This is a genomic window from Collinsella sp. HCP28S3_B9 (assembly GCF_052066095.1).
Lineage (GTDB): Bacteria > Actinomycetota > Coriobacteriia > Coriobacteriales > Coriobacteriaceae > Collinsella.
Genome location: NZ_JBQHST010000018.1, coordinates 17,165 through 43,671, shown reverse-complemented (window position 1 = coordinate 43,671; position 26,507 = coordinate 17,165). Strand labels below are relative to the sequence as shown.

At 59.5% G+C, this 26,507-nt stretch carries 19 protein-coding genes, 1 tRNA gene, 1 rRNA gene and 1 pseudogene; 14 read left to right on the top strand and 8 right to left on the bottom strand.

Going from position 1 to position 26,507, the window contains the following annotated elements; all coding sequences use genetic code 11:
- The 7 genes from rrf to tsaD all read left to right on the top strand — a co-directional run.
- A 5S ribosomal RNA gene (gene rrf / locus ACTNBB_RS05830) occupies positions 1 to 91 on the top strand; the annotation flags it as partial.
- Positions 92 to 266: 175 nt separating this feature from the next.
- On the top strand, positions 267 to 806 hold the full coding sequence (acpS, locus tag ACTNBB_RS05825; protein WP_441057903.1) for a holo-ACP synthase: 540 nt from the start codon (positions 267 to 269) through the stop codon (positions 804 to 806).
- Complete coding sequence (locus ACTNBB_RS05820) at positions 807 to 2,423, top strand: NAD(P)H-hydrate dehydratase (RefSeq protein ID WP_441057900.1); 1,617 nt, start codon at positions 807 to 809, stop codon at positions 2,421 to 2,423.
- Between the two features lie 2 nt (positions 2,424 to 2,425).
- Entirely contained in the window at positions 2,426 to 3,571 is a 1,146-nt protein-coding gene (gene alr, locus ACTNBB_RS05815; protein ID WP_154515162.1) for an alanine racemase, read from the top strand.
- 8 nt (positions 3,572 to 3,579) lie between these two features.
- Entirely contained in the window at positions 3,580 to 4,200 is a 621-nt protein-coding gene (locus ACTNBB_RS05810) for a uracil-DNA glycosylase (RefSeq protein WP_427794390.1), read from the top strand.
- A gap of 12 nt (positions 4,201 to 4,212) precedes the next feature.
- Complete coding sequence (gene tsaE, locus ACTNBB_RS05805; RefSeq protein ID WP_441057897.1) at positions 4,213 to 4,719, top strand: tRNA (adenosine(37)-N6)-threonylcarbamoyltransferase complex ATPase subunit type 1 TsaE; 507 nt, start codon at positions 4,213 to 4,215, stop codon at positions 4,717 to 4,719.
- Positions 4,706 to 7,090, top strand: coding sequence for a tRNA (adenosine(37)-N6)-threonylcarbamoyltransferase complex transferase subunit TsaD (tsaD, locus tag ACTNBB_RS05800; RefSeq protein ID WP_441057894.1), 2,385 nt, complete (start codon positions 4,706 to 4,708; stop codon positions 7,088 to 7,090). The genes tsaE and tsaD overlap by 14 nt, the downstream gene beginning before the upstream one ends.
- 164 nt (positions 7,091 to 7,254) lie before the next feature.
- Here tsaD and ACTNBB_RS05795 read toward each other — a convergent pair whose 3' ends face one another.
- Positions 7,255 to 7,653: a type II toxin-antitoxin system RelE/ParE family toxin gene (locus tag ACTNBB_RS05795; RefSeq protein WP_441057891.1), complete on the bottom strand. Its 399-nt coding sequence runs from the start codon at positions 7,651 to 7,653 to the stop codon at positions 7,255 to 7,257.
- Positions 7,637 to 7,912 (bottom strand): type II toxin-antitoxin system Phd/YefM family antitoxin, encoded by a 276-nt coding sequence (locus ACTNBB_RS05790; RefSeq protein WP_152077364.1) that lies wholly within the window; start codon positions 7,910 to 7,912, stop codon positions 7,637 to 7,639. Before ACTNBB_RS05790 ends, ACTNBB_RS05795 begins: the two co-directional genes overlap by 17 nt.
- A gap of 594 nt (positions 7,913 to 8,506) precedes the next feature.
- Between ACTNBB_RS05790 and ACTNBB_RS05785 the strand changes: the two genes are divergently transcribed.
- Positions 8,507 to 10,396, top strand: a complete 1,890-nt coding sequence (locus ACTNBB_RS05785) for a carbon starvation CstA family protein (protein ID WP_441057385.1) — start codon at positions 8,507 to 8,509, stop codon at positions 10,394 to 10,396.
- Positions 10,397 to 10,578: 182 nt separating this feature from the next.
- The gene (locus ACTNBB_RS05780) at positions 10,579 to 12,741 is read left to right on the top strand and encodes a hypothetical protein (protein ID WP_441057387.1); all 2,163 of its coding nucleotides are present in this window, start codon (positions 10,579 to 10,581) and stop codon (positions 12,739 to 12,741) included.
- 411 nt (positions 12,742 to 13,152) lie between these two features.
- On the opposite strand, the gene ACTNBB_RS05775 is transcribed toward ACTNBB_RS05780, so the two are convergent.
- The 4 genes from ACTNBB_RS05775 to ACTNBB_RS05760 all read right to left on the bottom strand — a co-directional run bounded on the left by ACTNBB_RS05775 (position 13,153) and on the right by ACTNBB_RS05760 (position 15,940).
- Positions 13,153 to 13,227: transfer RNA gene (locus ACTNBB_RS05775), tRNA-Gln, on the bottom strand.
- A gap of 38 nt (positions 13,228 to 13,265) precedes the next feature.
- Positions 13,266 to 14,171, bottom strand: a complete 906-nt coding sequence (locus ACTNBB_RS05770) for a peptidoglycan-binding domain-containing protein (RefSeq protein ID WP_195838517.1) — start codon at positions 14,169 to 14,171, stop codon at positions 13,266 to 13,268.
- A gap of 138 nt (positions 14,172 to 14,309) precedes the next feature.
- The gene (locus ACTNBB_RS05765) at positions 14,310 to 15,323 is read right to left on the bottom strand and encodes a polyprenyl synthetase family protein (protein ID WP_441049363.1); all 1,014 of its coding nucleotides are present in this window, start codon (positions 15,321 to 15,323) and stop codon (positions 14,310 to 14,312) included.
- A gap of 128 nt (positions 15,324 to 15,451) precedes the next feature.
- Positions 15,452 to 15,940 carry an HAD family hydrolase gene (locus tag ACTNBB_RS05760; protein WP_441057389.1) on the bottom strand — a complete coding sequence of 163 codons (489 nt, stop codon included), beginning with the start codon at positions 15,938 to 15,940 and terminating at the stop codon, positions 15,452 to 15,454.
- Between the two features lie 495 nt (positions 15,941 to 16,435).
- On the opposite strand from ACTNBB_RS05760, the gene ACTNBB_RS05755 reads away from it, so the two are divergent.
- Entirely contained in the window at positions 16,436 to 17,155 is a 720-nt protein-coding gene (locus tag ACTNBB_RS05755; RefSeq protein WP_441055353.1) for a GntR family transcriptional regulator, read from the top strand.
- A gap of 274 nt (positions 17,156 to 17,429) precedes the next feature.
- Positions 17,430 to 18,278: pseudogene (locus tag ACTNBB_RS05750) on the top strand (ABC transporter substrate-binding protein).
- A gap of 114 nt (positions 18,279 to 18,392) precedes the next feature.
- Here the strand turns inward: ACTNBB_RS05750 and galE are convergent.
- Positions 18,393 to 19,454 (bottom strand): UDP-glucose 4-epimerase GalE, encoded by a 1,062-nt coding sequence (gene galE, locus ACTNBB_RS05745; protein ID WP_441057391.1) that lies wholly within the window; start codon positions 19,452 to 19,454, stop codon positions 18,393 to 18,395.
- Positions 19,455 to 19,720: 266 nt separating this feature from the next.
- Between galE and ACTNBB_RS05740 the strand changes: the two genes are divergently transcribed.
- Positions 19,721 to 20,926: a PcsB-like coiled-coil domain-containing protein gene (locus ACTNBB_RS05740; protein WP_441057393.1), complete on the top strand. Its 1,206-nt coding sequence runs from the start codon at positions 19,721 to 19,723 to the stop codon at positions 20,924 to 20,926.
- A 218-nt stretch (positions 20,927 to 21,144) separates the two neighbouring features.
- On the opposite strand, the gene murB is transcribed toward ACTNBB_RS05740, so the two are convergent.
- Positions 21,145 to 22,107 carry a UDP-N-acetylmuramate dehydrogenase gene (murB, locus tag ACTNBB_RS05735; RefSeq protein ID WP_441057423.1) on the bottom strand — a complete coding sequence of 321 codons (963 nt, stop codon included), beginning with the start codon at positions 22,105 to 22,107 and terminating at the stop codon, positions 21,145 to 21,147.
- Positions 22,108 to 22,290: 183 nt separating this feature from the next.
- On the opposite strand from murB, the gene ACTNBB_RS05730 reads away from it, so the two are divergent.
- Positions 22,291 to 23,319 (top strand): LacI family DNA-binding transcriptional regulator, encoded by a 1,029-nt coding sequence (locus ACTNBB_RS05730; RefSeq protein ID WP_441057395.1) that lies wholly within the window; start codon positions 22,291 to 22,293, stop codon positions 23,317 to 23,319.
- 204 nt (positions 23,320 to 23,523) lie between these two features.
- Positions 23,524 to 26,052 (top strand): phosphoketolase family protein, encoded by a 2,529-nt coding sequence (locus ACTNBB_RS05725; protein WP_441057397.1) that lies wholly within the window; start codon positions 23,524 to 23,526, stop codon positions 26,050 to 26,052.
- Positions 26,053 to 26,507 lie beyond the last annotated feature (455 nt).

The window sequence follows — 26,507 nt, the reverse complement described above, 5'->3', positions numbered from 1 at the left end:
CGCCCGGTCCCGTTCCGAACCCGGAAGCTAAGCCCCATCGCGCCGAGAGTACTGCGGGGCCAGCCCGTGGGAGGCCAGGGCGCCGCTGACCGGTGGACGGCACCGAGCCGTGCGCTTGGACTGAGAAGGGGGAGGCCTCGCGGCCTCCCCCTTTTTCGTTTCTCAGGCAATTTGTCTCACATAGTAGCTGTGTTTTATAACCCTCGTTTGTCGCATCTTCTTTGAACGGGCTACAATATCGTAGTCTGTGTAGCATGGAGGTGAACATGGCTGAAGCTGGTATCGGCGTTGATATCGTCGAGATTTCCCGAATGAAATCAATCCTTGAGAAGACGCCCTCGTTTGCCCGGCGCGTGTTTACCGATGAAGAGCGTGCGTATTGCGATGCGTCGTCTCGCCCTGCCGCTCATTATGCCAGCCGCTTTGCCTCTCGCGAAGCGGTACTTAAGGCACTTGGAATGGGGTTTAGTCAGGGCGTTGGACGTAAGGACGTTTCCGTAACACGCGATAGGCTCGGCAAGCCAAAGGCTCTGCTTTCTGGTCGCGCTCTCGAAATCGCCCAGGATTTGGGTGTTGTCGAGGTTGCTCTTTCTATTACCCTTACGGGTGACTTGGCTGTCGCTAATGCCATCGCGATCACCGAGGATGCTCGACCTAAGCCTAAGGAAGAAAAAATGAGCACCAAGGAGCGCGTTGCCCAGACATTTAAAGAGGCTCGTTCTGTATTGGATGAGCTTGAACAGCTGCAACAATCTGCTTTGTCGGAGCATTTGATCGATGATCCGCAAGATACGCAAGGAGCATAGATGAAACCGGTTTTGAGTACCGAGGAAGTCGTTCGCCTCGAGGATATCATCGAGCGCGAGGGCACCTCGAAGGCCGAGCTCATGGAGTTGGCGGGTGAATTTGCCGCCAACGAGATTTTAAAGCTCAACCCTGATCGCGTTCTTGTGCTGGTCGGCTTTGGCAATAACGGCGGTGATGGTTGGGTCGCTGCGGATATCCTGACCCATAAGGGCGTTGATGTTGATATCGTTTCTCCAGTTGAGCCGGATGAGATTCCTGCTGCCCTTGCTCGTCACGTTGCCCGTCGCACCGCCGGTCGCGACGTTCATGTGTGCGTTGGGCCTTCGCGAGACGAGCTAGAGGTTCTCATTAACAAAGCGGATGTCGTGATCGATGCTATTTTTGGCACCGGTTTTCACGGCAACCTTCGTGCGCCGTTTTCTATTTGGATTCCTACGGTTAACGAGTGCGCCGATCACGTTGTTTCTATCGATGTTCCCTCGGGCCTGAATGCCGAGACGGGCGTTGTGGATGACGACTGCATCCGTGCCGAGCGTACCGTGACGATGATTGCCCCTAAGATCGGCCTCTACAGCGCTGACGGTCCGGAGTATGCTGGCGATCTGGTGTGTGGCGGTCTGTACGACCGCCTCGACGAAGTCATCGATGATGTCGATCATGCTGCCGAGATCGTTGAGCCCGGTGATCTGGTGGACTACTTTGCCCCGCTGCCCACGAATATCGATAAGTATTCGCGCGGCTCCGCGCTCATCGTTGCCGGGTCGGCACAATATCCTGGTGCCGCCATCATGGCCGCAAAGTCTGCCGCTCGTGCTGGTGCCGGTTATGTGGCCGTTGCGACGCCCGATGCGTGCGCCAACCTTATTCGTATGGCGCTCCCGTCGATTCCCGTTTTCGCCATTCCGTCTGATTCCCGTGGATCTTTTGGTGCCGCTGCGCGTATGACAGTGTGCGAGATCGCTAAGAAGTACAGCTGCGTTGTGTGCGGGCCTGGCATGACGACGTCTGCCGGATCGATGCAAGTCGTTTCGGGCCTGCTTGAGCTCGATGTGCCGCTTATCCTAGATGCAGATGCGCTCAACTGCCTTGCCAAGATTGCAATCGACGGCATCGACAGTAATCCCGAGATGTACCGTCGCGAGCAGCCGCTCGTTATGACGCCGCATTATCGCGAGCTTTCGCGTCTCGTTGCCGGCGACGAGGTCAATGATCTTGGCACTGCGATTGCCGCTGCTCAAAAGATTGTCTGGGCTGCCGGTTCCGATAATCTCGTTGTTATCGCTAAGGGCCCGACGACGGCCATTTGCGGCGTCGAGCGCGTGCTGCTGCCGCTTTCGGGCCCAGCGTCGTTGGCGACCGCTGGCTCGGGTGATGTCCTCGCAGGTATCCTTGCAGGAACGCTTGCGACCATGCGTGACGAGATGGACCGTTGGGAGCTGCTGTACTCGTATGCCGTCGCACTCCACAGCTATGCCGGCTTTGCTGCGGCGACGGAGTATGGCGAGAAGAGCGTTATCGCGACCGATCTTATCGACTTGATCGGTCCCGCCATGGAATTGGCGGCAAAGGATGCGCTCGATGATCTGGGAATCATGGACGAAGGGTCGGATGACTAATCATGAATAAAGCCGATTTGACGCGTTGGTCCTGGGTCGAGATCGACCGCGGGGCGCTCCGCCGCAATACGAGGGCCTATAAGAACTTGCTAGATCCGCGTCAGCGCCTGTGCTGCGTGGTTAAAGCCGATGCTTATGGTCATGGAGCCGTCGAGTGCGCCAAGATCATGTATTCGGCCGGTGCCGACATGTTTGCCGTGGCGACGGTCAGCGAGGGTATTGAGTTGCGCCAGGGCGGAATCACCAAACCCATCCTGATTCTAAGCGAGCCTCCCATCGAGGCTATTCCTTCATTGCTCGAGTTCGATATCATGCCCTCGGTCTATACGTCCGATTTTGCTCTTGCGTATGGTGAATGTGCCGTCGCGGCGGGCAAGGTGGGCAAGTATCATCTTGCCATCGAGACGGGTATGAACCGCATCGGCGTTCACTACACGCAGGTGCTCGACTTTGTCCGCGGTATTAATTTCCATCGCGGTATTCAGTGCGACGGCGTATTTACGCACTTTGCCACGGCCGACGAACCATCGGGTTGGGACTACAAGCTGCAGTGCCAGCGCTTTACCGAGGCCGTTCAGGCCATTAAGGATGCGGGTTTTGAGTGCGGCATCGTGCACTGTGCCAACACGCCGTCCTCGATGCTCGACCCCTCGATGCATTTTGATATGATTCGCGCTGGCGTTGGCTTGTATGGCATGCAGCCGTGCGAGCTGAGCGGCCGCGTGATGCAGCTTGATCCCGTTATGAGCGTTCATGCGCGCGTGACGCGCGTGGCGCATCCTGCGATGGGCGAGGGCGTAGGCTACGGTTTTACCTACCGCGTACCGCGCACACGCGTTCAGATCTGCACGCTGCCGATCGGATATGCCGACGGCCTTTCGCGCACGCTTTCCAATCGTATGGACGTGCTGTATCGCGGTGAGCGCGTGCGTCAGGTCGGAAATATCTGCATGGATCAGTTTATGGTTGCCATTCAGTCCAACCCGGCTCACGAGATTCCCGAGGCCGAACATGGCGACGAGATGATAATTATCGGTCGCGATGGCGATGCCGAGATTACCATGGATGAGATGGCGCGCCTGCGCGGCACGATCAACTACGAGGTCGCCTGCGGCTTTGGCATGCGTCTCGACAAGGTCTACGTGTAGGAGCCGCTATGGGCGTTATGCACATCCCCGGCCATAGCCATCAGGCGCCGCGCGAAGTTGCACTCGAGGAGATCGAGGCCGTCCTGGGTGATTGCCACCTTTGCCAGCTTTACCAGTCGCGCCACAATATCGTGTTTGGGGTGGGAAACCCCCGCGCTCGCGTGATGTTTATCGGTGAAGCGCCGGGCCGTAACGAGGATTTACAGGGCGAGCCCTTTGTGGGGGCGGCGGGTGAAGACCTCAACGGCATTCTGTCCCTGGCGGGCCTTAAGCGTGAAGATGTCTATATCGCCAATGTGCTTAAATGTCGCCCGCCGGGAAACCGCAATCCGCGTCCCGAGGAAGTGCTTGCTTGCTCACCGTTTTTGCGCGAGCAGATTCGAAGCATCTGGCCCGATATCATCGTGACGCTCGGCAATCCCGCAACGCACTTTGTGCTCAAGACCGAGATTGGCATTACCAAGCTGCGCGGCAGGTTCCATCAGATGGGGCACTTTGTGGTGATGCCGACGTTTCATCCCGCGGCGGCGCTGCGCAATCCGGCGTGGCAGGAGTTGCTGGAGGAAGACTTTAAGATGCTGGGCGACTATCTGGTGCGACACCCCGCGCCAGAGGGCGCCTCGGAATAATAAGGAGCGTATATGTCCCTGGAGCACCTGGGGCTAGGTACCTACAAAACGGCTCGTACTGCCGATACGGAGCATTTTGGCGAGTTGGTCGCACCGTGTCTAGAAAATGGCGATGTGCTGATACTGACCGGCGGCTTAGGCGTGGGAAAGACCCACTTTACCAAGGGCGTCTCGCGCGGCTTGGGCGATGAGCATATGGTCACGAGTCCTACGTTCGCGCTCATGGCCGTTCACGACCAGGGGCGTATTCCGCTGTTCCATTTTGATCTGTACCGCTTGGAGCATGCCTACGAGCTCGAGGATACGGGCATTTTTGACGTGCTCGGCTATGAGGGCGCTTGCCTGTTGGAATGGGGCGAGCAGTTTCAGGACGAGCTGACGGATGAGTATCTCTCGGTGACGCTTAGGCGCGATGAGGACGATAGCGACGTGCGAACGATCGCGCTCGAGGCGCACGGCGAGCGCGCGACGGAGCTTTTCGATTTGATTGATAAGGCTGTACAAGATGAGCTTGCATAACGACAACGCGCTGGTAGTGGCGCTCGATACTTCGACCGACATGCTTGCCTGCGCGGCAAGCTGGATTGATGAGCAGACGGGCGAGGCGAAGCTGGTGAGCGGGGACCATCTGTGTCGTCGCCATGCCAACGTGGAACTTGTGAATACCGTCGATGGCGTGTTGGCGCAGGCCGGGCTGAATCGCGGCGATGTCGGCTGTTATGTGGTTGGACGCGGCCCGGGTTCGTTTACGGGCGTTCGCATTGGCATCTCGACCGCTAAGGGTCTGGCGCGCGGTGCCAACGTGCCGTTGCTGGGCGTGTCGACACTTGACGCTTGCGCCTGGACGGCGTGGAAGGCTGGCGTGCGCGGCAAGCTTGGTGTTCTTGCCGACGCCATGCGTGGCGAGGTGTATCCGGCTCTGTACGTGCTGGGGGACGAAGGTCCCGAGCGTCTGTTTGAGCGCGAACACGTGGTCAAAGCCGCCGTGGCGCTTGATGAGTGGCGCCAGGCCGCGGACTGGGGCCAGGTTAAGCTGACTGGTGACGGTCTCGTACGTTATGGCAAGCTGCTGAGTGAGGACGAGACTGCGCGCTGCGTGGAACGAGACCTGTGGTGGCCCTCGGGCGAAGGCCTTCTGATGGCGCACGCCGCGGGCGACGGTAATCCGGCTCGCGTTTTGCCGATCTACACGCGTCTTTCGGATGCCGAGGAAAATGAGCGCAAGCGCCTTGGGCTTGCCGAGAGCGCCCAGAGCGAGATTACGGGTGTTGCCGACGAGCTCGCCGGCCGCCATCTGCAGTTCCGTCCCATGGGCGCGGCGGATGCCGAGGGCGCGAGCGCATTGGAGGCCGCCTGCTTTGAAGGCGCCGGACACGAGGCGTGGACGCCGGGCATGTTCCTGTCCGAGCTGGGCGAGGGCGTTGCCGCACCGCGTAGCTGGTGGGTGGCGCACGACGACGGTCAGCTGCTGGGACTTGCCGGCGGCATGGTCGTCGACGGTGACGTTCAGATTATGGACGTCGCGGTTGATCCTGCTCATCGTCGCGAGGGCATTGCCCGCAAGCTGCTGTCGCACGTGAGCTATGACGCCCAGATGCTCGGCTGCACCACTGCTTCGCTTGAGGTTGAGGACGGCAACGAGGGTGCGATTGCGCTCTATAGCGCCTTGGGCTTTACCGAGGCGGGTCGTCGCCGTGGCTACTACGGCGTCGGCAAGGATGCCATCGTCATGACGGCGTCGCTGCCCCTGGTGCTTCCTCTCGACAATGCCTCGCCCGAGCCAACGGCTGCCGAGCAGCGCGTCTGGCCGCTGCCTGAGCCCGAGCGCACCGCCGAGGAGCGTGCCGAAATCGAGCGCCGTCGCCTAGTTCTTGCCATCGAGAGCTCTTGCGACGAGACGGCTGTTGCGATTATCGATGCGGACGGCAATATGCTGGCCAACCAGGTGTCGACGCAGATTGATTTTCATGCTCGCTTTGGCGGCGTGGTGCCCGAGATCGCCTCGCGCAAGCATGTCGAGGTGATTGTGAGTGTCGTAGATGCGGCGCTTGAAGATGCCGCGGTATCGCTTGGCCTTGAGGGTGGAGCGATTGCGCCAAGTGAGCTTGCCGCCGTGGGTGTGACGCAAGGCCCGGGCCTGGTGGGTGCCCTGGTGGTGGGCGTCGCCTTTGCCAAGGGCTTTGCGTATGCTGCCGGTAAACCGCTCGTGTGCGTCAATCATCTGGAGGGTCACCTGTTCGCCAACCTGCTGGCGCAGCCCGACCTTAAGCCGCCGTTTATCTTTACGCTTGTCTCGGGTGGGCACACCATGCTCGTGCACGTAAAGGCATGGGGCGACTACGAGGTGCTTGGCGAGACGCTGGACGACGCCGTGGGCGAAGCCTTCGACAAGGTTGCCAAGGCGCTGGGTCTGGGCTATCCCGGCGGCCCCATCATCTCCAAGCTCGCCGAGACGGGCAATCCCCGCGCGATCGATTTTCCCCGTGCGCTTAACAGCAGGGGAGACTACCGCTTCTCGCTTTCGGGCCTCAAGACGGCGGTGACGCTCTATATTGAGCAGGAGACCAAGGCTGGGCGCACGATTCACCTGCCCGACCTTGCGGCCTCGTTTGAGGCGGCGGTCTTTGACGTGCAGTACAAGAAGGCCAAGAACGCCCTGCACGCCACCGGGTGCAAGGAGTATTGCATCGGCGGCGGCGTCTCGGCCAACCCGCATCTGCGCGAGATGATGATTAAGAAACTCGGGCGTCAGGGGATTCGCGTAACGGTGCCGCCTCTCTCGGCCTGTACTGACAACGCCGCCATGATTGCGGAGGTCGCTCGCCGCAAATTCGACCGAGGTGAAATCTCGCCGTTCGACGTCGACGCCGATCCAAACATGACGTTGTAGTCGTATGGGTGCGGTCCCCGACCGGAGGGGCCGGATATAAGGTTTCCTGCTCTACAGTCCTGCGCAAGACGAAGGCCACATTAAGTGGCCTTCTTTGCGTGCGGAACTCGCGATAAACCTTATATCCGGCCCCTCCGGTCGGGGACCTTTCTGTATCGATGCAGCTACTGAGCTGGATCGGCGTCGACAACGTCCGGCAAGGTTAGCCAGCCTACGTCGAATTTACGGCGTGCTTTAGCTGAAAGAAACCTACCTGATAACCGGCTCAATATCTCGGCTTTTATATAGCAGTCGGCGGACTTCCATGACGTCGTCGATGACGACATAAAAACCATGTAGTTGCCAACGTAGAAGCGGTAATACGGGTGCAACCGTCTTCTTGTCGAAGGGTATGTTGGTGACATGGTTGGATTCTTGAGATGCTCGAGTATGCCTGCTTCAACATTGTCGACAAGCCTATTTGCTGCAGCGGGGTTATTGAGATCAAAGGCGATATATGACGCTGCTTGGCTGAGGTCCTCCCAAAATAGGGGAAGATAGCGGAGCTTATAGTGCCTGTTCATCGAGACCGCCGTCGAGCATTTTTCTGACAGAGCCAAAGACATCGTCGTGTGTATAGCGAAGTTGCATGCTGGCAGCCTGACGATCAGCGGCATCAAGTGCGCTCTCGATTGTATTGCTCAGTGACTTGTACTGCTCAAAGCTCATGACGACCATAGAGCCCCGCCCGTTTTTAGTTAGAAAAACCGGACCCTCCTGTTCGACTTCGCGTTCAACGTCCGGGTAGTGATTTCTAAGATCTGAGACTGGCCTAATATTCACAGCTACCTCCTGAGCTATCAGAATATTATCGTAATTATGATAACAGAGTTGAGATTTGGGATGGGAACTCCTCGGGGGCGGGGCGGGCGCCTGCCGCCATATATGAACTTTATCGCGAGTTCCGCACGAACAGGAGGCCACTTAATGTGGCCTCCGTCGTGAGCAGGACTGTCCGAGCAGGAAAGTTCATATATGGCGGCAGGCGCCCGCCCCGCCCCCGAGGAGCATCTCTCAAGCAAAAACTGTCGTGGGGTAAAGTCCGAGGTCAGTGACGTTTTATACCGAGAAATTCAAAAAAAGTTGAAAATTCATTACATATTTGCGTTGACTTTAGTCAACTAAAGTTTCATACTCCTTTCCATCCACTGGGGGATGTGAACGCGCACGGATCGTTCGCATCATGATTGAAGAGGATTTCTTAGACATGTTCACGCATCAGCTAAACATTATCAGCGTAGTAATTATCTGATGCGGGTTAGCACATACAGCTAGCCCGTACGATAACGGGCGGCTGATGAAGATGAGGGCCGTCGAGCGCAACCGACGGCCCTCATTTTTTATGTCTAGGAAGTTCTTTTTTGAGGAGGAAATGTAATGAACGGAGTTTTGCTCATGGTTGTGGCCGCGGCGGTGCTCGCCTGCGGCTATCTGGGCTACGGCCGCTGGCTGGCTAACAAGTGGGGCGTTGATAAAGAGGCCCTCACGCCTGCCAAGCGCATGAAGGACGGCAAGAGCTTCTCGCCCGTCTCCGCCTTCACCGCGTTCTCGCATCAGTTCAGCTCGATCTGCGGTGCTGGCCCTGTTACGGGTACGATCGTCGCCATGGCCTTCGGCTGGCTGCCCGTCGTGCTCTGGGTCCTCGTCGGCGGCATCTTCTTTGGCGCCGTTCACGACTTTGGCGCCCTGTACGCTTCGATGAAGAACAACGGCAAGTCCTTGGCTCAGCTCATCGAGAAGTACATCGGCAAGACCGGCCGTCGCCTGTTCCTGCTGTTCTGCTGGCTGTTCTGCATCATCGTCATCGCCGCTTTTACCGACATGGTCTGCAAGACGTTCATGTTCACCCCGGTCGTTGACGCCTCTGGCGCTGCCACCGGTGCCATCGACTTCACCAAGTCCTATGCCGCTGGCTGCGCTGGTACCATCTCCATCCTGTTCACCTTCGTCGCCATGGCCTTTGGTTGGGCTCAGAAGAAGTTCAACCTCACCGGCGCTGCCGAGTTCGTCACCGGCGTGGTGCTCATGGTCCTCATGTTCGCCGTCGGTATGCAGTTCCCGGTTTACCTGGACAAGTTCCAGTGGTTCGCCGTCGTCATGGTCTACCTGGTCTTTGCCGGTGCCATGCCCATCCAGATGCTCAAGACCCCTCGCGACTACCTCACTTCCATCATGATGATCGTCATGATTGTCTGCGCTGTCCTCGGCATCGTCGTCCTGGGCGTTAACGGCCAGGCCACCATCACCGCTCCGGTTTTCACCGGCTTTAGCAATGCCTCGGGCATGATGTTCCCGGTCCTGTTTGTCTCCGTTGCCTGCGGCGCTCTCTCCGGTTTCCACAGCCTCGTTTCTTCGGGCACCTCTTCCAAGCAGGTCGAGAAGGAGCAGGACGCCGTCAAGGTCGGTTATGGCGCCATGATCGTCGAGTCCTTCGTTGGCATCCTCGCCATCATCGTCGCTGGCATCATGTTCTCCGACATGAACACTGCCGGTACCGGCGCCCTCAACGCTGGCGTCGCTTCCACCCCGTTCCAGATCTTCGCTGCTGGCATCTCCCGCGGTATGCAGGCCTTCGGTGTTGACGGCACGCTTGCTACCGTCTTTATGACCATGAACGTCTCCGCTCTGGCCCTGACCTCGCTCGACGCCGTCGCCCGCATCGCCCGCACCTCGTTCTCCGAGTTCTTTGCCCAGACCAACGACGCCCTGGCCATCGAGTCCAAGGCCGGTTACATGAAGGTCCTCGGCAACCCCTGGTTCGCCACGGTTGTCACCCTGCTCCCCGGCCTCGCCCTCGCCTTTGGCGGCTATGCCAACATCTGGCCGCTCTTTGGTGCTTCCAACCAGCTGCTCGGCGGCATGACCATGATCACCCTTGCCGTGTTCTGCAAGTGCACCGGTCGCAAGGGCTGGATGCTCTACGTGCCCGTCGCCTTCCTGCTCTGCTGCACCTTTACCTCGCTGGTCCAGAGCGCCATGGGCTGCATGACCGCCGTCCAGGCCTACGGCTTCTTCGGTACCATCCCGGCTACCGCCACCACGGCCGCCGTCTCCGTCGCCGCCACCAAGGGCCTGCAGCTCGTCTTTGCCGTCCTGCTGATGGTCCTGGGCCTCATCGTTGCCGTCAACTGCCTCAAGGAGTTCTTCGGCAAGGAGGCCGGTTCCATGCCCGACGAGGAGCCCGAGTGGTCCGAGATGGGCAAGGCCGAGTACGGCCGCGCCGCTGCTGCTGAGGCCCCCGCAAACGCCGAGGCCGCCAAGGCCTAATCGACCTAAGGGATTGAACGTCACATCTATATGACTCGGAAAGGCCGGGTCCGCAACTGCGCGGGCTCGGCCTTTTTCCATGCAAAAGCTAGTGTGTCCGGGTGTTCTCGCAGATGTTTTGCGTGGATAGGGGCGTGCGATGTACCATATAGACATATATGTGTGCATATGAAAGGGGCCCCGTGGCCAAGACGGTATATTCCGATAACCAAAACAACGTCGATGCCCTGGCTGAGCGTCTGAGCAGCCAGACGTCGCTTTCTGCCGAGCGTGCCAAGCTGGTTGCCTACGACCTGCTCTGCCGCAAGGCGCTCAAGATCAAGTCGAGCGCGCTGGCACAGATTTTCCGTTCCGTCGATAAGGAATGTGACACCAAGGCGATGCGCGATGAACTTATCGCGGCAAAGATCGTTACCAAGATCGAGGGCAGCGGCGTTAACGGGCGCCCAGCGTTCTATACCATTAATGCCGAGATTCGCGATGTCCAGGAGCAGCCTGCCGAGGCTGCCGAAGAGGCCGTCGAGGAAGTTGTCGAGGCGCCTGTTGCGGTGGAAACGGCTCCGCGCGAGAACGTCGACACCGATGAGCTGCTTGACGAGAGCGTCGTTCGCGCCTTTACGGCCAAGGCGGGCCGCGGCGGTTTTGGCGGGGGCGGCAAGCGCGATGCGCAGCGCCGTGCCCAGCAGGAGCGCTTCCGTCGCGCTGTGGCTCAAAAGGATGCGACGGATGTCGAGCCCGTCGAGGATGAGGCTGTTACCGAGCCGCAGTGCGCCGCTGAGGTCCAGGAGCCCAAGCGTCGCCGCGGTGCTCACTTTAAGACCGAGCAGGGAGGTGTTGTGTGCGACGTTCAGGAGTCCGTCGAGGCTGCTGGTGCACCCGAGGAGCCCGTCAAGAAGGCTCCGGGTTCATGCCGTCCCGGACGCGGCTTTATGGGTCGTGCGTATCCCGCAAGGCGTCAAGAAAAGACCGACCAGGCTCCCGCTGCACCAGCGGAGAAGGCTGAGAAGGCTGCCGAGCCGATGGTCCGTGAGCAGAAGCCTGTTGAGCCGCGGCCTGCGGGCGATGTCGAGCCCCGAGGCCAGCAGTCTGCGGGCGAGAAAGCGGGGGAGAGCGCTTCGAGCAAGCCTCGCCGTCGTCGTCACCGTGGCGGCCGTGGCTCAAATACCGAATCCGTGGCCGAGCAGGCAGCGGGGCAAAACAAGGATGCGAAGGCTGAGATCCCGGCGGAGCAGCCCAAGCGCCAGCCAGTAAAGGGGGGCAAGCCTGAGCGTTCGCAAAAGGGCTCGTCCGCGCCAAAGCAAGAGCGCAATACTCGGACAGATTCCAAGTGCAAATCCCAGACGCAGCCCAAACCGACTGCAAACGATGCGACCGCCCAGCAGCCTGAGTCGACCGCTCATGGCGAGGTTTCGGCGTTTGCTCTGGCCCGTGTCCTGGGCAGGCAGCTGCTCAAGGTCGTTCCCACACCTGCTGCACTCTCCAAGATTAAGGAGCAACAGACTCAAATCGTTAAGGTTGAGGGCAAGGACGGCAAAAAGGTTTCGCAGCGCACTCAGCACAACGAGATGTCCAACCGCAAGATTGCCGAGGAGATTGCGATCATCCAGGCTTGGATTGAGCAGAATCGCGGTGCCGACACGCCGGTCGCTTCGCGTCGCCAGCGCGCCTACCAGATTTTTAACGATGAGAAGGCCTTTGACGGTAAACACGGCGAGCGCTTGATTCGGCGTATGACCGAAAAGGGCATCAGCATGCAGGCGATTAAGGTCGCCCCCAACCGCCCCGTGCACTTTACGGGCTTCTTTACGCTGGGCGCCGACAAGCCGTTCATTATGGTCGAGAACCTGGACACCTATGACGAGATCGTCAAGCTCCTGCGCGGCCGCAAGCACGCTAAGCTCTTTGGCACCAAGGTGGGTGGCGTGATCTTTGGCGGTGGCTGCAAGGCGAGCGTCTCGCACGCACTGGATGATTATCTGGCCGAGATCGGCTATCGCTTTAACTATGTCTACTACGTGGGCGACATCGATCGAGAGGGCGCGCGCATCGTCGAGCAGGCCCGCAATGCCAATGTGGTTGAGATTCGCCTGCATGCCGGCATGTATCGTGCCATGCTCGCCGAGCACAAGCGTCGCGTGAAAGCTGGCGGCGAGTGCGAGCCTGCGGCTGCCAATCAGGGTGTGCCGCAGAATTTGGCGGCGACAATCAAAGATCTGCCTATGGTCACGCGCGTGCAGTTCCGCAATGTGCTGCGCGAGGGCGGTCGCATTCCGCAGGAGATTCTGATGACCGCCGACTATCGGGATGGCGACTCGGGAAGCTTCGACCGCATGCTGAACAATTAGTTCCGTCGGCCCCGGGAGAGCGGGGACACCGGCTTAGGTTTCCTGCTCTACAGTCCTGCGCAAGACGAAGGCCACATTAAGTGGCCTTCTTTGCGTGCGGAACTCGCGATAAACCTAAGCCGGTGTCCCCGCTCTCCCGGGGCCTGTGGCTACTTGGTTGTTATATGCGGCTCGCTTTTCGGAACTGGGCTGATATTTCTTGATGTAAGGCGCTCATGGCTGATATGGGACGGAGGGATTCCGCGTCCGCCTTCCGGCGGCCGCGCCCCGCTGCGTCGCCCCGCTCCTTGCGTGCTGCGCTGGAAAACGCTTCGCGTTTCCTCAGCTCCGCACCCTTGCGGGTTCGGATCCCTCCGCATGCCCACAAGAAAGCGCCCCGGGCTGATGAAAGCCCGGGGCGCTCAGTTGCCTTGGCTGGGACGGAGGGATTCGAACCCCCAACAGCCGGCACCAAAAACCGGAGTTCTACCGTTGAACTACGTCCCAATGTGTGGTGCTGCCCAAAAGCAGCTCGTCTAGTTTACCTAATCTGCGAGGGCATCGCAAACGCCATCGAGCAGGCGTACGGCGAGTGTCTGGGCATCGCTTGCGGTGAAGGTTCCGTTGTAGCGCGTCATGCCCGTGAGCTCAATGCGGATACGTGCAGGCTTTTGTTGCGCGGCGATATTGGCAGTGCGGATGCGCTGCGCCAGGTTGTGACATTCGGCAAGGGCGATCGTGGCGCGCGGGGCTGCATCTGCGGGCAGCTCATCGCTTGCGATTTCGAGTACCAGATCCACGTCGGTCGGAACCTCGGAATCGCAAAGCATCATGCCGCTGTTGTCGGTCGTCGCCGTGGCGATGTTCCACATGCGCGATGCAACGCTGCGTGCGATGGGGTCCTCACCGATAACGGCAATCTGGAAGCGCTCGAGCACGTTGGCGGCGCGGGCAAAGCCGATGCGCGACTCGGCCTCGGTAACCGAGGGTTTGCCCTCCCACACGTGATGCAGACGGTTGATATAGGCGTAGGTATCCTGGAATGCCATGCCGTCGGCAAACAGGCCGACATTTTCTTGGAACTGCTGCAAGGCCGCCTCGGTGTGCGGGCCAAAGTAGCCGTCGTCCTCACCGCAGGCAAAACCCAAAACGTTGAGTGCCCTCTGCAGGGCCCGAACGTCGGCACCATGGAAATTGGGCATGCGCAGATAAAGCGTGCGGTCGCCCAGCTTATACGAGGCGTCTACCAGGGCGCTCCAACAGGGAATATCGACGGCGTAGCCAGCGGCAAGGCCGCTGTCGAGCCTAAAGGTGCCAACAGCCTGCTCGGTGGTGGTGCCAAAGCGCTTGTCGGCGACCTCGGCGTCATCGATTGTATAGCCGAGCTGCAGAAGGCGGGACTGGACGTCCTCGACGGCTGCTCCCTGCATGCCCGTTGTGATAGGTTCCATGAACGAACCCCTTTCGGCGTACCATTCGTACTATTTGAGCGTGTGTCGGATAGACAACGCAAAGGGTTGCATAAACATGCACTCAACAGTGTAGCAAGTTGTACCCAAATGCGCTGCTGACAGGTTTTATAACCCCCGCTAGTTAAGGCGCTCCACAAAGAAATCTGCCATGGAGTCGAACAGCTCGCGTGCATGCGGGTCGAGCTCGACACCTTCGATAGCGGCCTTGGCCTTGGCAGTCAGGTTGAGTGCGTAAGTGTGGGCGAAATCGACAGAGCCGGTCTGCTGGAAGATCTCCACGGCGCGTGCGAGTTGCACGGGGTCCTCGGTGCCCGAGGAAAGGATTGCCTCGACTTCGTCGTGATAACGCTCGTCTGACAGGGCATGCACGGCGACGAGCGTGCGCTTGCCCTCTGTGATATCGGTGCGGAAGTCCTTGTTGGCGGCCTCCTTGGTGCCAATAAGGTTGAGCAGATCATCTTGGATCTGAAAGGCAAGGCCCGTGTGCAGGCCAAAGGCACGCAGCGCCTCAATCTGGTCTTCGCTGCCGCCACCGATAATGGCTCCGGCGGCAAGTGGCGTGGCTCCGCTGTAGTACGCGGTCTTGTGCGTCGCCATGTCCAGATAATCGTCGACCGAGATGTCAAAGCGCCCATCGCGGACCCAGCCCAGGTCGAGCGCCTGACCCTCGATGGTGCGAACGATCATCTCGGTGAGCTCGTGGAGCACGCGGAGCTTCACGTCTGCCTCGAGCGTGGGGTCGTCGAGAACCGTCTTGGTAACCATGGTGAGCGCTAGGTCGCCGCAGTTGATGGCAAGTCCCGTACCCTCGGTAAGGTGCATACAGGGCTTGCCGCGGCGCAGCTGGCCGTTGTCGGCGATGTCGTCATGGATAAGCGCTCCCGACTGAAAGTGCTCGATGGCCGCCGCCGCGCTTCGGGCGCTCTCAAAGCTGCCGCCTACCGCGGTGGCGGCGAGCATGCAGATGAGCGGGCGGTGGCGCTTGCCGGCATTGGCCGTAAATGCCGAGAGCGGGCCATACAGGTAGCGCTCGATATCGGCAGAGGTCGCCTGTCCGTCAAAGAACGTGGCCAGATAGTCGTTAATCTGGTCAAAATGCTGGGCTAAAAAGCTGGTAAACGGACTGGACACGGGTTCTCGCATTCTTTCTTAGGTTGCATCGTTGCGTTATGCAGACAACATATTGCCACATTAGGGCATCGAGCGCGGCGGTTGAAGACGATTGAGCCATGTTGTCGCAAATGCGGCAAGAGGCGCGGCTAGATAAGTCCAAAGTGCTCGAGCGCGGTGACGACGCCGTCGTGGTCGAAGCTGTCGGTGACGTAGTCGGCCTTTTCCTTGAGGAAGTCCGGCGCGTTGCCCATGGCGACGCCAACATCGACCGCCTCCATGAGGGCGATGTCGTTGCTTGCGTCGCCGATGCCGTACGCAGTGCCGTGATCTGGCCCCAGGGCGTCAAGCACGGCCTTGATTCCGGCCCGCTTGGTGCACTCGCGAGGCGAGATTTCCGTGACCTCGAGTTCGAGCTCGTTGAGGCAGAGCAGAGGCCCAAGCTCTTCATCTTGGGCGATGCGGTTGGCGAGCGGTGTGGACATAAGAATTTTAATGCCGGTGTCGAGCGTCTTGATGCCGTCGATGATGGTGATGCCGCTGGCGGAGGTCAAAGACGACGGGTACTTAAGTCCAAGGTTGTCGCCGCTCAGCTTAATGATCTCGCTCAAAAAGAAGCAATAGGCAAAATAGGCCACGAGTGCCTCGAAGCAGCAGCGCGCCGGTTGCTTTTGGGCAAGGCCGATGGGCAGCGCTACGGCAAAAGCAGTGGGAGGCGTTTAAAGACCGTCCACGAGCCGCGCTGGATGATAGCCCAAAAACATACCAAGGGGTTCCGTATACGGCGAGGTCGCCGACGATGTCCGCAGACGTTGCGAGGGCGGAGACGCCGACCATAAGGCCCGATATGGAAAACAGCATGGCGGGCGCGAACATTGCCCCGCCAAAGCGTTGGATTTTCTGCAGCATAATATGCCTTCCGGATGCAACATGCTGTGCGAGCAAGAACGTTTAAACAATGAACTCATTGTAGAGGACTGGCTGCTTGCCGCATTGACGGTTTTGATTCGGTCCGATTTGGGTGCCGGGGGAACCGTCGACGGTAAATAATCCGTGCTTTGCCGATAGACGGTTTAAACAACCCCAAGAAATGCTATCGTGCCTAGCCATACATATTCATTAGAGGTGAAGCCATGCCAAAAGCGATTTACGAAGGAATCTACCGCGAGATCCGTTCGCGCATCATTAACGGGACCTATGCGTTCCAGGAGATGCTGCCAACCGAAGCCGAGCTGACCGCAGAGTTCGACTGCACGCGCAATACCGTCCGCCGCGCCTTGAGCATGCTGGCCGACGAGATGTTTGTGCAGCCCATACACGGCAAGGGCGTGCGCGTTATTTGGCTCAAGGGCGAAACCGACATGCTGGGCGCACTCGAGGAAGTCGAGTCGTTTGGCGAATTTGCAAAGCGCAGCAATGCCGTTGCATCGACGGACGTTAAGTCCTTTGAACATCTGGTCTGCACCGAGCAGCTCTCTCGTCGCCTGGGCTTTAAGGTGGGCGAGGAGCTGATTCGCGTAGTGCGTGTCCGAAGCCTCAACGGCAGCGCGCGCCAAGTGGACCATGGCTACTTTTTGGAGTCGATCGCCAAGGGTCTGACTCCCGAGATCGCGGCAGAATCTATCTACGACTATCTGGAGCACAAGCGCGGCATCAAAGTGATGGCGAGTCGCCGTACGGTGAGTGTCGAGCTCGCCAACGATGAAGACTGCAGCTATCTTGACCTCGGCAAATACAACTGCGTTGCCGTCATGGAGAGTCAGTCGTACACATCGGATGGCATCTTGTTCGAGGTGACGCATGCTCGCACACACCCCGAGATCTTCCATTACCGCGTCAATTCCAAACGATAGGTAACAGACGCATAAGCTTGCGTTTCGATATGAAGCGCCCCGTGCTGTCGATGGGATATCGGCCGCACGGGGCGCTTTAATTGTTTAGACAATATTTGTCAAGTACGAATGTATCAAGAACCGTTCACCGAAGTTTTTCTACCGCTCTATTAATACTTGTTCAGACAACTAGGCAAACAGCGGATTGCACAAATCAGAAAAAGGGGCAAAGTCCCCGAACCAATCTCCGAAGGCGGCGGCAAAAGGCGCCGCCACGGTCTTTGGCCTGGGTCTCGTGGGCTGCGGTGGCTCCGCCGGCTCCGGCTCCTCTGCTTCTGGTGACGCTGCCGAGGTCTACTTCCTCCAATTCAAGCCCGAGGTCGACAAGGAGTGGAAGGAGATCGCCAAGGCGTACAAGGAGGAGAAGGGCGTCGAGGTCAAGATCGTGACCGCCGCCTCCAACACCTACGAGGAGAAGCTCAAGTCCGAGATGTCCAAGAGCTCCGCTCCGACCCTGTTCCAGGTCAACGGGCCCACCGGTCTTAAGAACTGAAAGGACTACTGCGCCGACCTGTCCGATACCAAGGTCCGCGGTGAGCTCGTCGACGACTCCCTGGCTCTGCAGTCCGACGGCAAGGATCTAGGTATCGACTGGGTCCAGGAGAGCTACGGCATCATCTACAACAAGCAGCTCCTCGAGAAGGCTGGCTACAAGGCCGAGGACATCAACTCCTTCGACAAGCTGAAGGCTTGCGCCGATGACATTCAGGCCCGCAAGGACGAGCTTGGCGTTGACGGTGCCTTCACTTCCGCCGGCATGGATGACTCCTCCAGCTGGCGCTACACCACCCACCTCGCCAACCTCCCGCTCTACTACGAGTTCGAGAAGGAGCACAACCAGGAGGATGACGAGATTAAGGGCGAGTATCTCGACAACTTTAAGCAGATCTTCGACCTGTACATCACCGACTCCACCTGCGATCCTTCGCAGCTTGCCTCCAAGACCGGCGACGACGCCACCAACGAGTTCGCAACCGGCAAGGCCGTCTTCTATCCTTCTTGTTGTGGGGTCGGCCTGCCGATGGGTGTGCAGTCCGCCTCCGATGTTCTGATTCGATACAGCTATTGTATACATGTTGTTTAAACATGTATAGGCAAGAAAAATAAGTTGGTCGATTTTCGGCGAATGGTTACATGCCATGAAAAAGCCCCGGTCTCACATCGTGAGATCGGGGCAAGAACGGTATGTAGGTTTTTGCTACTCGGCGTCGGCGAAGCCGTTGGGGTTGTGGCTCTGCCAGTTCCAGCTATCGCGGCACATGTCCGCGATGTCGTACCGGGCCTTCCAGCCCATCATGCGCTCGGCCTTGGAGGCATCACACCAGTTGGCGGCGATATCGCCGGCGCGGCGCTCGCGAATCACATAGGGCAGCTCCTTGCCGCAGGCCTTGGAGAAGGCTGCGACAACCTCGAGCACCGAGGTGCCGGTGCCGGTGCCCAGGTTGAAGATCTCGACGCCGGTCTTGCCGTTCATCCAGTTGAGAGCGGCCACATGGCCCGATGCCAGGTCACACACGTGGATGTAGTCGCGCACACCGGTGCCGTCGGGGGTGGGGTAGTCGTTGCCAAAGACCTGAACGGCCTCGAGCTTGCCCACGGCAACCTGCGCGACATAAGGCACCAGGTTGTTGGGGATGCCCTTGGGGTCCTCGCCGATCAGGCCCGACGGATGGGCGCCGATGGGGTTGAAGTAGCGGAGCAGCACAACGTCCCACTCGGGATCGGCGGTGTGAACGTCCATAAGGATCTGCTCAATCATCCACTTGGTCCAGCCATAGGGGTTGGTCGCAGGCTTCTTGGGGTCTTCCTCGGTGACGGGCGGGTTATCCGGATCGCCGTAGACGGTCGAGGAGCTCGAGAAGATGATGGACTTGCAGCCATGGTTGCGCATAACGTCGACGAGCACCAGGGTGTTCTCGATGTTGTTGTGGTAGTACTCGACGGGCTTGCTCACCGATTCGCCGACGGCCTTAAAGCCGGCGAAGTGGATGACGCGGTCGATCTGATGGGTATCGAAGATCTTGTTCATGGCATCGCGGTCGAGCACGTTGGCCTCGTAGAAGGTGAGGTTCTTGGCGGCCTTGTCGCCCACGATGGTCTTGACACGGTCGACGGCGACGGCGCTGGAGTTGGAGAGGTCGTCGACGATGACGACCTGGTAGCCACCCTCGAGCAGCTGAACGACGGTGTGCGAGCCGATAAAGCCGGCGCCACCGGTTACGAGGACGCAGGTGTCTTTGGGGTCGAGTGCTTTGGACATGTAGTCTCCTATCGAATCAGGAACACTTCCTGAGGGAGTATAGCGCAGGCAGGGGCACCCAAAACGTGCAGGGCAGGAAAAGCAGACGAACATGCTAACGTACTCATGGAAATGTTTGGCGTGGGCATAACCTTGACTTTGACGTTTGCATACGAGCCGCCGACCATGGGGTTTGCTGCCGTTCGTGGAAATCGTTGGGACGCGTCGGATGTACGCTAATATGTATGAGTTGAGCGACATATAAATAAACATGTAACGGAGTAGATATGTCACCAAACAGCGATTCCATCCTTTCCCAGGAGCTTTCGCGTCGCACTGCCCTCAAGGCCTTGTTCGGCGCCGCTTCTGCAGCCGTTCTTTTTGGTCTGCCCGCTCGCGCCCATGCTGCGGAGGCCACCAAGGAAACCACCGACAAGCTCAATGCGGCCCAGGCTCAGCTTGACGAGGTCCAGGCCCAGCTCGACAGCATCGCAAATGAATACGCGGCGCTGGCCAACAAGAACGCCCAGACCCTCAACGATATCGAGAGCGTACAGGGCCAGATTGACAGCACGCAGGCGCAGATTGACGAAAAGAAGGCCGAGCTCAAAAAGAAGCGCGGCGATCTTTCCGATCGCGTTTCCGCCAGCTATAAGTCGGGCGGCACCAACGTCCTGTCGCTGCTGCTCACCTCGGGCTCGTTTGAGGAGCTCGTCGCCAATGCGCACTATGTTGAGAAGATCAACAAGAGCGACCGCGACGCCATCGAGGATATCCAGACCATCCAGAAAGAGCTCGATACGCAGAAGTCCGAGCTCGAGTCGCAAAAAGCCGACTTAGAGAAGCTCAAGGACCAGCAGACTGCCCAGATGCAGGACATGCAGGCCAAGCAGCAAGAGGTCCAGACGGTTCTGAACGGCCTCTCCGACGACGTCAAGGAGCTCATGGCTCAGCGCGATTCCGAGATTCTCGCTGCCGCCCAGGCTGAGGAGGCTGCCAAGAAGGCCGCCGCTGCTGCAGCTGCCGCAAACAAGAACAATTCCTACTCGGGTGGTTCAAACTCGGGTGGCGGATCGTATGCGCCCGGAAATCCGCAACAGAATGCCGGCTCGGGCAAGCAGCAGGCTGTCGTCAACGCATGCTACTCCACGCCTTCGCCTGGCCTAAACTGGTGCGCCGCCTGGGTCACCAACGTCTTCCGCAACGCCGGCGTGGGCTACTTTGGCGGCAACGCGTGCGACATGTTTAACGCCTGGTGCTACAGCTCCGATCGTTCGGCGCTGCAGGTGGGCATGATCGTGGCCGACTCGTCGCACAGTGGTACCGGTATGCCGGGTCTGCTGTACGGACATGTGGGCATCTATGTTGGCGGCGGCATCGTTATGAGCAACGAAGGCGCCATCACGTCGAGGTCGCTTGACTCGTTCATTAGCTTTTACGGTACTGGCTCTGGCGTGCGCTGGGGCTGGCTCGGCGGTATCGCGCTGTCGTAGCTGCGGCTTGGTCTGGGACTGCGGGCGAGGCATAAGGTTGCCTGCTCGGGCAGTCCTGCGCAAGACGAAGGCCACATTAAGTGGCCTTCTTTGCGTGCGGAACTCGCGATCAACCTTATGCCTCGCCCACAGTCCCGGACCTTCCGGGCTCAAGGCGCGACACACCGGACTGGTTGTCTGAATTAAAGAAAGTGAAGGCCCCTTTTGGGGCCTTCTTTTTATAAAAATTCGCCTACTCGGTGGACTTCGGGTTCTAGGTCTACGCCGAATTGGTCTTTGACGGTTGCTTGGATGTGGCGGATGAGTTCGTCGACGTCGGCGGCGGTGGCGTGGTCGGCGTTGACGATGAAGCCGCAGTGTTTTTCGCTCACCTGGGCGCCGCCGACGGCATGGCCGCGTAGGCCGGCATCCATGATGAGTTTACCGGCAAAGTGGCCCTCGGGGCGCTTGAAAGTGGAGCCGGCACTCGGCATGTCGAGCGGCTGCTTGTCCTCGCGGCGTTGGCGGTAGTCGTCCATGTCGGCCTTGATCATCGCGGCGTTGCCCGGGGCGAGATTGAAGGTGGCCGAAAGCACGATGAAGCCGTCGTCGGCGATGCGGCTCTTGCGATAGCCCAGATTGAGCTCGTCGACATCGAACTCGATGATGCTGCCGCTACCGCGGGTGCCGTCGTCGAGCATGCGGGCGGGCTTGTAGACGCGTACAGACTCCAGCACATCGGCCATGCAGGCACCGTAGGCGCCGGCGTTCATGTAGCAGGCGCCGCCGACCGATCCGGGGATGCCCGAGATGGGCTCCATGCCGGTGAGACCGGCCTCGGCTGCCGCGGCCGCAACATCCGAAAGCAGCGCACCGGCTGCTGCCGTAACGTGCGTGCCGTCGACGGTAATGTCGGAGAGGCCCTCGCCTAGCGCTACGACGACGCCGCGTATGCCCTTGTCGCCGACGAGTAGGTCGGAGCCGTTGCCCACGACGGTGAGTGGCAGATCGCAGCGATAGCAGGTATCGAGCGTGGCGACGAGGCCCTGCTCGGTGTCGGGCGTGACAAAGACGTCGGCCGGGCCGCCAATCTTAAACGTGGTGTGCTCGCGCATGGGCTCGCTCATCAACACGTTGTCCTCGCCGGCAACGCCAGCGAGCGCGCACAGCAGGTCCTCGTTAAAAAAGTCGTTCTCGTGCATCCGAATATCCGCCTTTTGGTGGTCGTTGTCATCAATCGATTGCAATATACCCCACCTGGACGTATTTGGTGCGCTGGCGGCGATAAAACAGCCGTCTACCGGATTGGTAAAGTGTTTATCATCGAGGTAGAGGGGCAGTCGCTATACTTTCAAGAGATTGCGCGTAAACCCGGAAGGAGCGAAATGGCCAACAAAGTCACCCTCAAGCAGATCGCCCAGGAGGTGGGGCTTTCCCCCTCGTCGGTCTCGCTTGTTCTCAACAATCGGCCTTGTCGCATCTCGGAAGAAAACCGCAAGCTCATCAAGGAGGTCGCGGCGCGCAACCACTATGTTCCCAACCAGATTGCGCGCAGCCTGGTCATGCGCGAGTCACGCACCCTGGGTCTTATCGTCCCCAACATCGAGAGCCGATTTTTTGCCTCACTTGCCGGAAGCTTGGAAAAGCGCTGCCGCGAGGACGGCTATGCGCTCTTTATTACCAGCTCGGGCGGAAGCGCCGACGATGACTTGGAACTGCTGCGCCAGCTGGTGACGCGCGGCGTCGATGGTGTCTTCCTGGTGGTAGGCGACGAGTTCTCGGACGACCGTGCCCTGCGCGAAGAGGTCAGCCATCTACCCATCCCTGCCGTGATGGTCGACCGCGCCATTGAGGGGCTCGAGTGCGACAAGGTGATGTTCGACCACGAGATGGGTGGCTATATGGCTACCCGCTATCTGATCGAGCAGGGCCACCGTCGCATTGCCTGCTTGGTTAATGCGCGTCGTTCCAATACGGGTCGCAAGCGACTTGCCGGCTATGAGCGCGCGCTGCGCGAGGTTGGCCTGCCTATCGAGGCGCGTTTGGAGTTTGAGAGCGAGTACTACATTCCGAGCGCCTACGAGGCCTCGGAGGCGGTGCTCGCAACCGACGCCACTGCCGTATTCGCAAGCTCGGACAACATTGCCCTCGGTTTGCTCAAGCGTTTGCACGAGATGGGGAAGAGCATTCCGGGCGATATTTCGGTGGTGAGCTATGACAACTCGGCGGCCGACGTTCTCTTTGAGCCGGCGCTGACCGCCATTGAGCAGGATCCTGGTGTCCTCGCTGAACATGCTTTTGGCTGCATGTCCAAGCGTCTTGCCGGTAGGGGCGGTAGGCGTGCCGAAGAGGTCGTCCTGGAGCCGGCGCTTATCGTTAAGGGCAGCGTGCTCGAGCTTACTAAACATAACTAAACACGTTTATCAATTTGCAGAGACCGAATGTGGAGCACCTGTGGCAGACAATGCCGCAGGTGGATGTCGCGTTTTGTTGATCGATGTGATTAATAAGGGTGATAAAACGTTTTTTCACCAGGATAAAACGTTTTAGCAAATATACTAGTCCCAACGAATGGTTGCCGTATTGGAGGGCGACCGCACAGCGGAGGGACATAAACAATGGCTAAAACACTGGGGACGCCGTGGCAAAAGCTGGGCCACGAGGTGCCGGCTTCCGAGCTCGAGGGCGTCGACCTGTATTGGCGTGCATCGAATTATCTGTCCGTCGGTCAGATCTACCTTCGCTCTAACCCGCTCATGCGCCCCGACTTTGTCGATGAGAAAACCGGCGAGGTGCGTGACTTTGGTCGCCCGGACGTTAAGCACCGCCTGGTCGGTCACTGGGGCACCACGCCCGGCATCAACTTCCTGTTCGGTCATGTCAACCGCCTCATCGCCGATCACAACCAGAACGCGATCTTCTTGATGGGCCCGGGTCACGGTGGCCCCGCTGGCACCGCCCTGTCGTTGCTCGATGGTACCTACCGCGAGATTCGCCCCGACATTACCAATGACGAGGCCGGCCTGCAGAAGTTCTTCCGCCAGTTTTCCTACCCCGGCGGTATTCCGAGCCATTTTGCGCCCGAGACGCCTGGCTCCATCCACGAGGGCGGCGAGCTCGGCTACACGCTCAGCCACGCCTACGGTGCCGTCATGGATAACCCGAGCCTGCTGGCCGTGGCTGTGGTGGGCGACGGCGAGTCCGAGACCGGTCCGCTCGCGACCTCTTGGCAGTCTAACAAGCTCGTGAACCCGGCAACCGATGGTATCGTCCTGCCGATCCTGCACCTCAACGGCTACAAGATCGCCAACCCCACCATTCTTGCCCGCGTGTCCGACGAGGAGCTCACCAAGTTCTTTGAGGGCATGGGCTATAAGCCGCATTTCTTTGTCGCCGGCTTTGACGACGAGAGCCATGCGAGCATTCATGCGCGTTTCGCCGCCCTGTTCGAGCAGGTCTTCGATGAGATCTGCGACATCAAGGCCACCGCTATGGCTCAGGCCACTGCGGGCGAGACCGTGGTCCGTCCGGCCTATCCCATGATCGTGTTCCGTACGCCCAAGGGTTGGACCTGCCCCAAGCAGATTGATGGCAAGAAGACCGAGGACTCCTGGCGCGCCCATCAGGTGCCGCTCGCGAGTGCCAAGGACACCCACGAGCACTTCCGCGTGCTGCGCGAGTGGCTGCGCTCCTACAAGCCCGAGGAGCTCTTTACGCCCGAAGGCCAGGTGCGCCCCGAGGTGACGGCCTTTATGCCGACCGGCGAGCTGCGTATCGGCGCCAATCCCAACGCGAACGGCGGCAAGGTACGCCGCGAGCTCGAGCTTCCCGATATTCACGCTCACGAGATCCCCGTCGCAAGTAAGGGCCACGGCTGGGGCTCCACCGAGGCCGCCCGCGTCTTTGGTGAGTACACTGCCGATGTCCTGGCCAAGAACATGGATGATTTTCGCATCTTCGGTCCCGACGAGACCGCGTCCAACCGCCTGCAGGCTGCCTATAAGGTGACCAAGAAGCAGTGGGATGCCGGTTTCTACGAGGACGATGCCAACGACGAGCTGCTGGCCGGTTCCGGTAAGGTTGTCGAGCAGCTGTCCGAGCACCAGTGCGAGGGCTTCCTCGAGGCCTACGTGCTCACCGGCCGCTCCGGTGTGTGGAGCTCCTACGAGAGCTTTGTCCACGTGGTCGATTCCATGGTCAACCAGCACTGCAAATGGCTCGAAGCAACCAAGCGCGAGATTCCGTGGCGCGCTCCTATCAGCGGCCTCAACATTTTGCTGTCGAGCCATGTCTGGCGCCAGGACCACAACGGCTTTTCGCACCAGGACCCCGGCTTTATCGACCTGCTGCTCAACAAGGCCAACGACACGCATGTCGTGAATGCTTATTATCCGGCCGATGCCAATATGGCCCTTGCTGTGGCCGAGCGCGTCTACCAGTCCACCGACTGCGTCAATGCCATCTTCTGTGGCAAGCAGCCCGCCCCCACCTTCCAGACGGTCGACGAGGCCAAGTCTGAGCTCGCCGAGGGCGTAGCGACCTGGGAGTGGGCATCGACTGCCGACTCGCTCGCCGAGGCCGACGTCGTGGTCGCTACTTGCGGTGACGTGCCGACGCTCGAGGCACTGGCCGCAACCGATATGCTGCGCGGGCTGGGCATCAAGGTCTGGTTTGTCAACGTGGTCGATCTGCTCAAGATCCAGAACGTCTGCGAGAACGACCAAGCCATCAGCGATGAGCGCTGGGCTGAGCTGTTTGGCCGCGGCGAGAAGCCCGTGCTCTTCGCATTCCACGCTTATGCCGGCACGATTCGCCGCCTGATCTGGAACCGCCCCGGCCACGATGCCTTCCGCGTCCACGGCTACGAGGAGAAGGGCTCCACGACCACGCCGTTTGACATGCTGCGCCTGAACAACATGGACCGCTGGGCCCTGGCCGCCGACGTGCTGCGCATGGTTGACGCCGATAAGTTTGCCGAGCAGATTGATGAGTGGGAGGCCTTCCGCACCGAGGCCTTTGAGTTCGCGTGCGACGAGGGCTTCGATCACCCGGCCTTTACCGACTGGGTCTGGCCCGACGCCGCAGCCGCAACCGCTGCCGACGGCGTACTCTCCGCAACGCAGCTAACTGCTGGCGACAACGAATAGCATCCGGGACGGTCTCGCGCTGGGGCCTGCTCCGGGCGGGTTGCCTTGCTCCGGGAAGTGGGCTTCGCGAACTTCTCAGAGGAAGGCACCCGCCCGGAGGCGGCCCTCTCGACCGTTTCGATATGCGGGGGCTGATTCTTTTTTATGTAATGGGGACCTTGCTTATGCTGCCTTAGAAGCCGTGCATCTAACTATGGTTAGCCAAAATTACATTGCCGGGGCCGGGGAGGCATGCTTTGTTTTGAGAAGTTCGCGGAGCCCACTTCCAAAACCAAGCACCCCGGCCCCGCCCTCGTCCTCGTCCGTGAACTTTTCCGCTGGGCGAGCGGGACCGCGGGCAATCCACCCCTATGTTTCCAAATGAATACGCTGTGAGCCGAGGGGGACGGTTCTCCCCGCAAGCACTCTAGTATGCTAAAGTACCCAGAAGACCGGCGGAGCTATGCCGGTCTTCT

Bases quoted from the DNA above. Each gene is read 5' to 3' on its own strand.
- acpS (WP_441057903.1), top strand. From the start codon at position 267: ATGGCTGAAGCTGGTATCGGCGTTGATATCGTCGAGATTTCCCGAATG.
- ACTNBB_RS05820 (WP_441057900.1), top strand. From the start codon at position 807: ATGAAACCGGTTTTGAGTACCGAGGAAGTCGTTCGCCTCGAGGATATC.
- alr (WP_154515162.1), top strand. From the start codon at position 2,426: ATGAATAAAGCCGATTTGACGCGTTGGTCCTGGGTCGAGATCGACCGC.
- ACTNBB_RS05810 (WP_427794390.1), top strand. From the start codon at position 3,580: ATGGGCGTTATGCACATCCCCGGCCATAGCCATCAGGCGCCGCGCGAA.
- tsaE (WP_441057897.1), top strand. From the start codon at position 4,213: ATGTCCCTGGAGCACCTGGGGCTAGGTACCTACAAAACGGCTCGTACT.
- tsaD (WP_441057894.1), top strand. From the start codon at position 4,706: ATGAGCTTGCATAACGACAACGCGCTGGTAGTGGCGCTCGATACTTCG.
- ACTNBB_RS05795 (WP_441057891.1), bottom strand. From the start codon at position 7,653: ATGAACAGGCACTATAAGCTCCGCTATCTTCCCCTATTTTGGGAGGAC.
- ACTNBB_RS05785 (WP_441057385.1), top strand. From the start codon at position 8,507: ATGAACGGAGTTTTGCTCATGGTTGTGGCCGCGGCGGTGCTCGCCTGC.
- ACTNBB_RS05770 (WP_195838517.1), bottom strand. From the start codon at position 14,171: ATGGAACCTATCACAACGGGCATGCAGGGAGCAGCCGTCGAGGACGTC.
- ACTNBB_RS05755 (WP_441055353.1), top strand. From the start codon at position 16,436: ATGCCAAAAGCGATTTACGAAGGAATCTACCGCGAGATCCGTTCGCGC.
- galE (WP_441057391.1), bottom strand. From the start codon at position 19,454: ATGTCCAAAGCACTCGACCCCAAAGACACCTGCGTCCTCGTAACCGGT.
- ACTNBB_RS05740 (WP_441057393.1), top strand. From the start codon at position 19,721: ATGTCACCAAACAGCGATTCCATCCTTTCCCAGGAGCTTTCGCGTCGC.
- murB (WP_441057423.1), bottom strand. From the start codon at position 22,107: ATGCACGAGAACGACTTTTTTAACGAGGACCTGCTGTGCGCGCTCGCT.
- ACTNBB_RS05730 (WP_441057395.1), top strand. From the start codon at position 22,291: ATGGCCAACAAAGTCACCCTCAAGCAGATCGCCCAGGAGGTGGGGCTT.
- ACTNBB_RS05725 (WP_441057397.1), top strand. From the start codon at position 23,524: ATGGCTAAAACACTGGGGACGCCGTGGCAAAAGCTGGGCCACGAGGTG.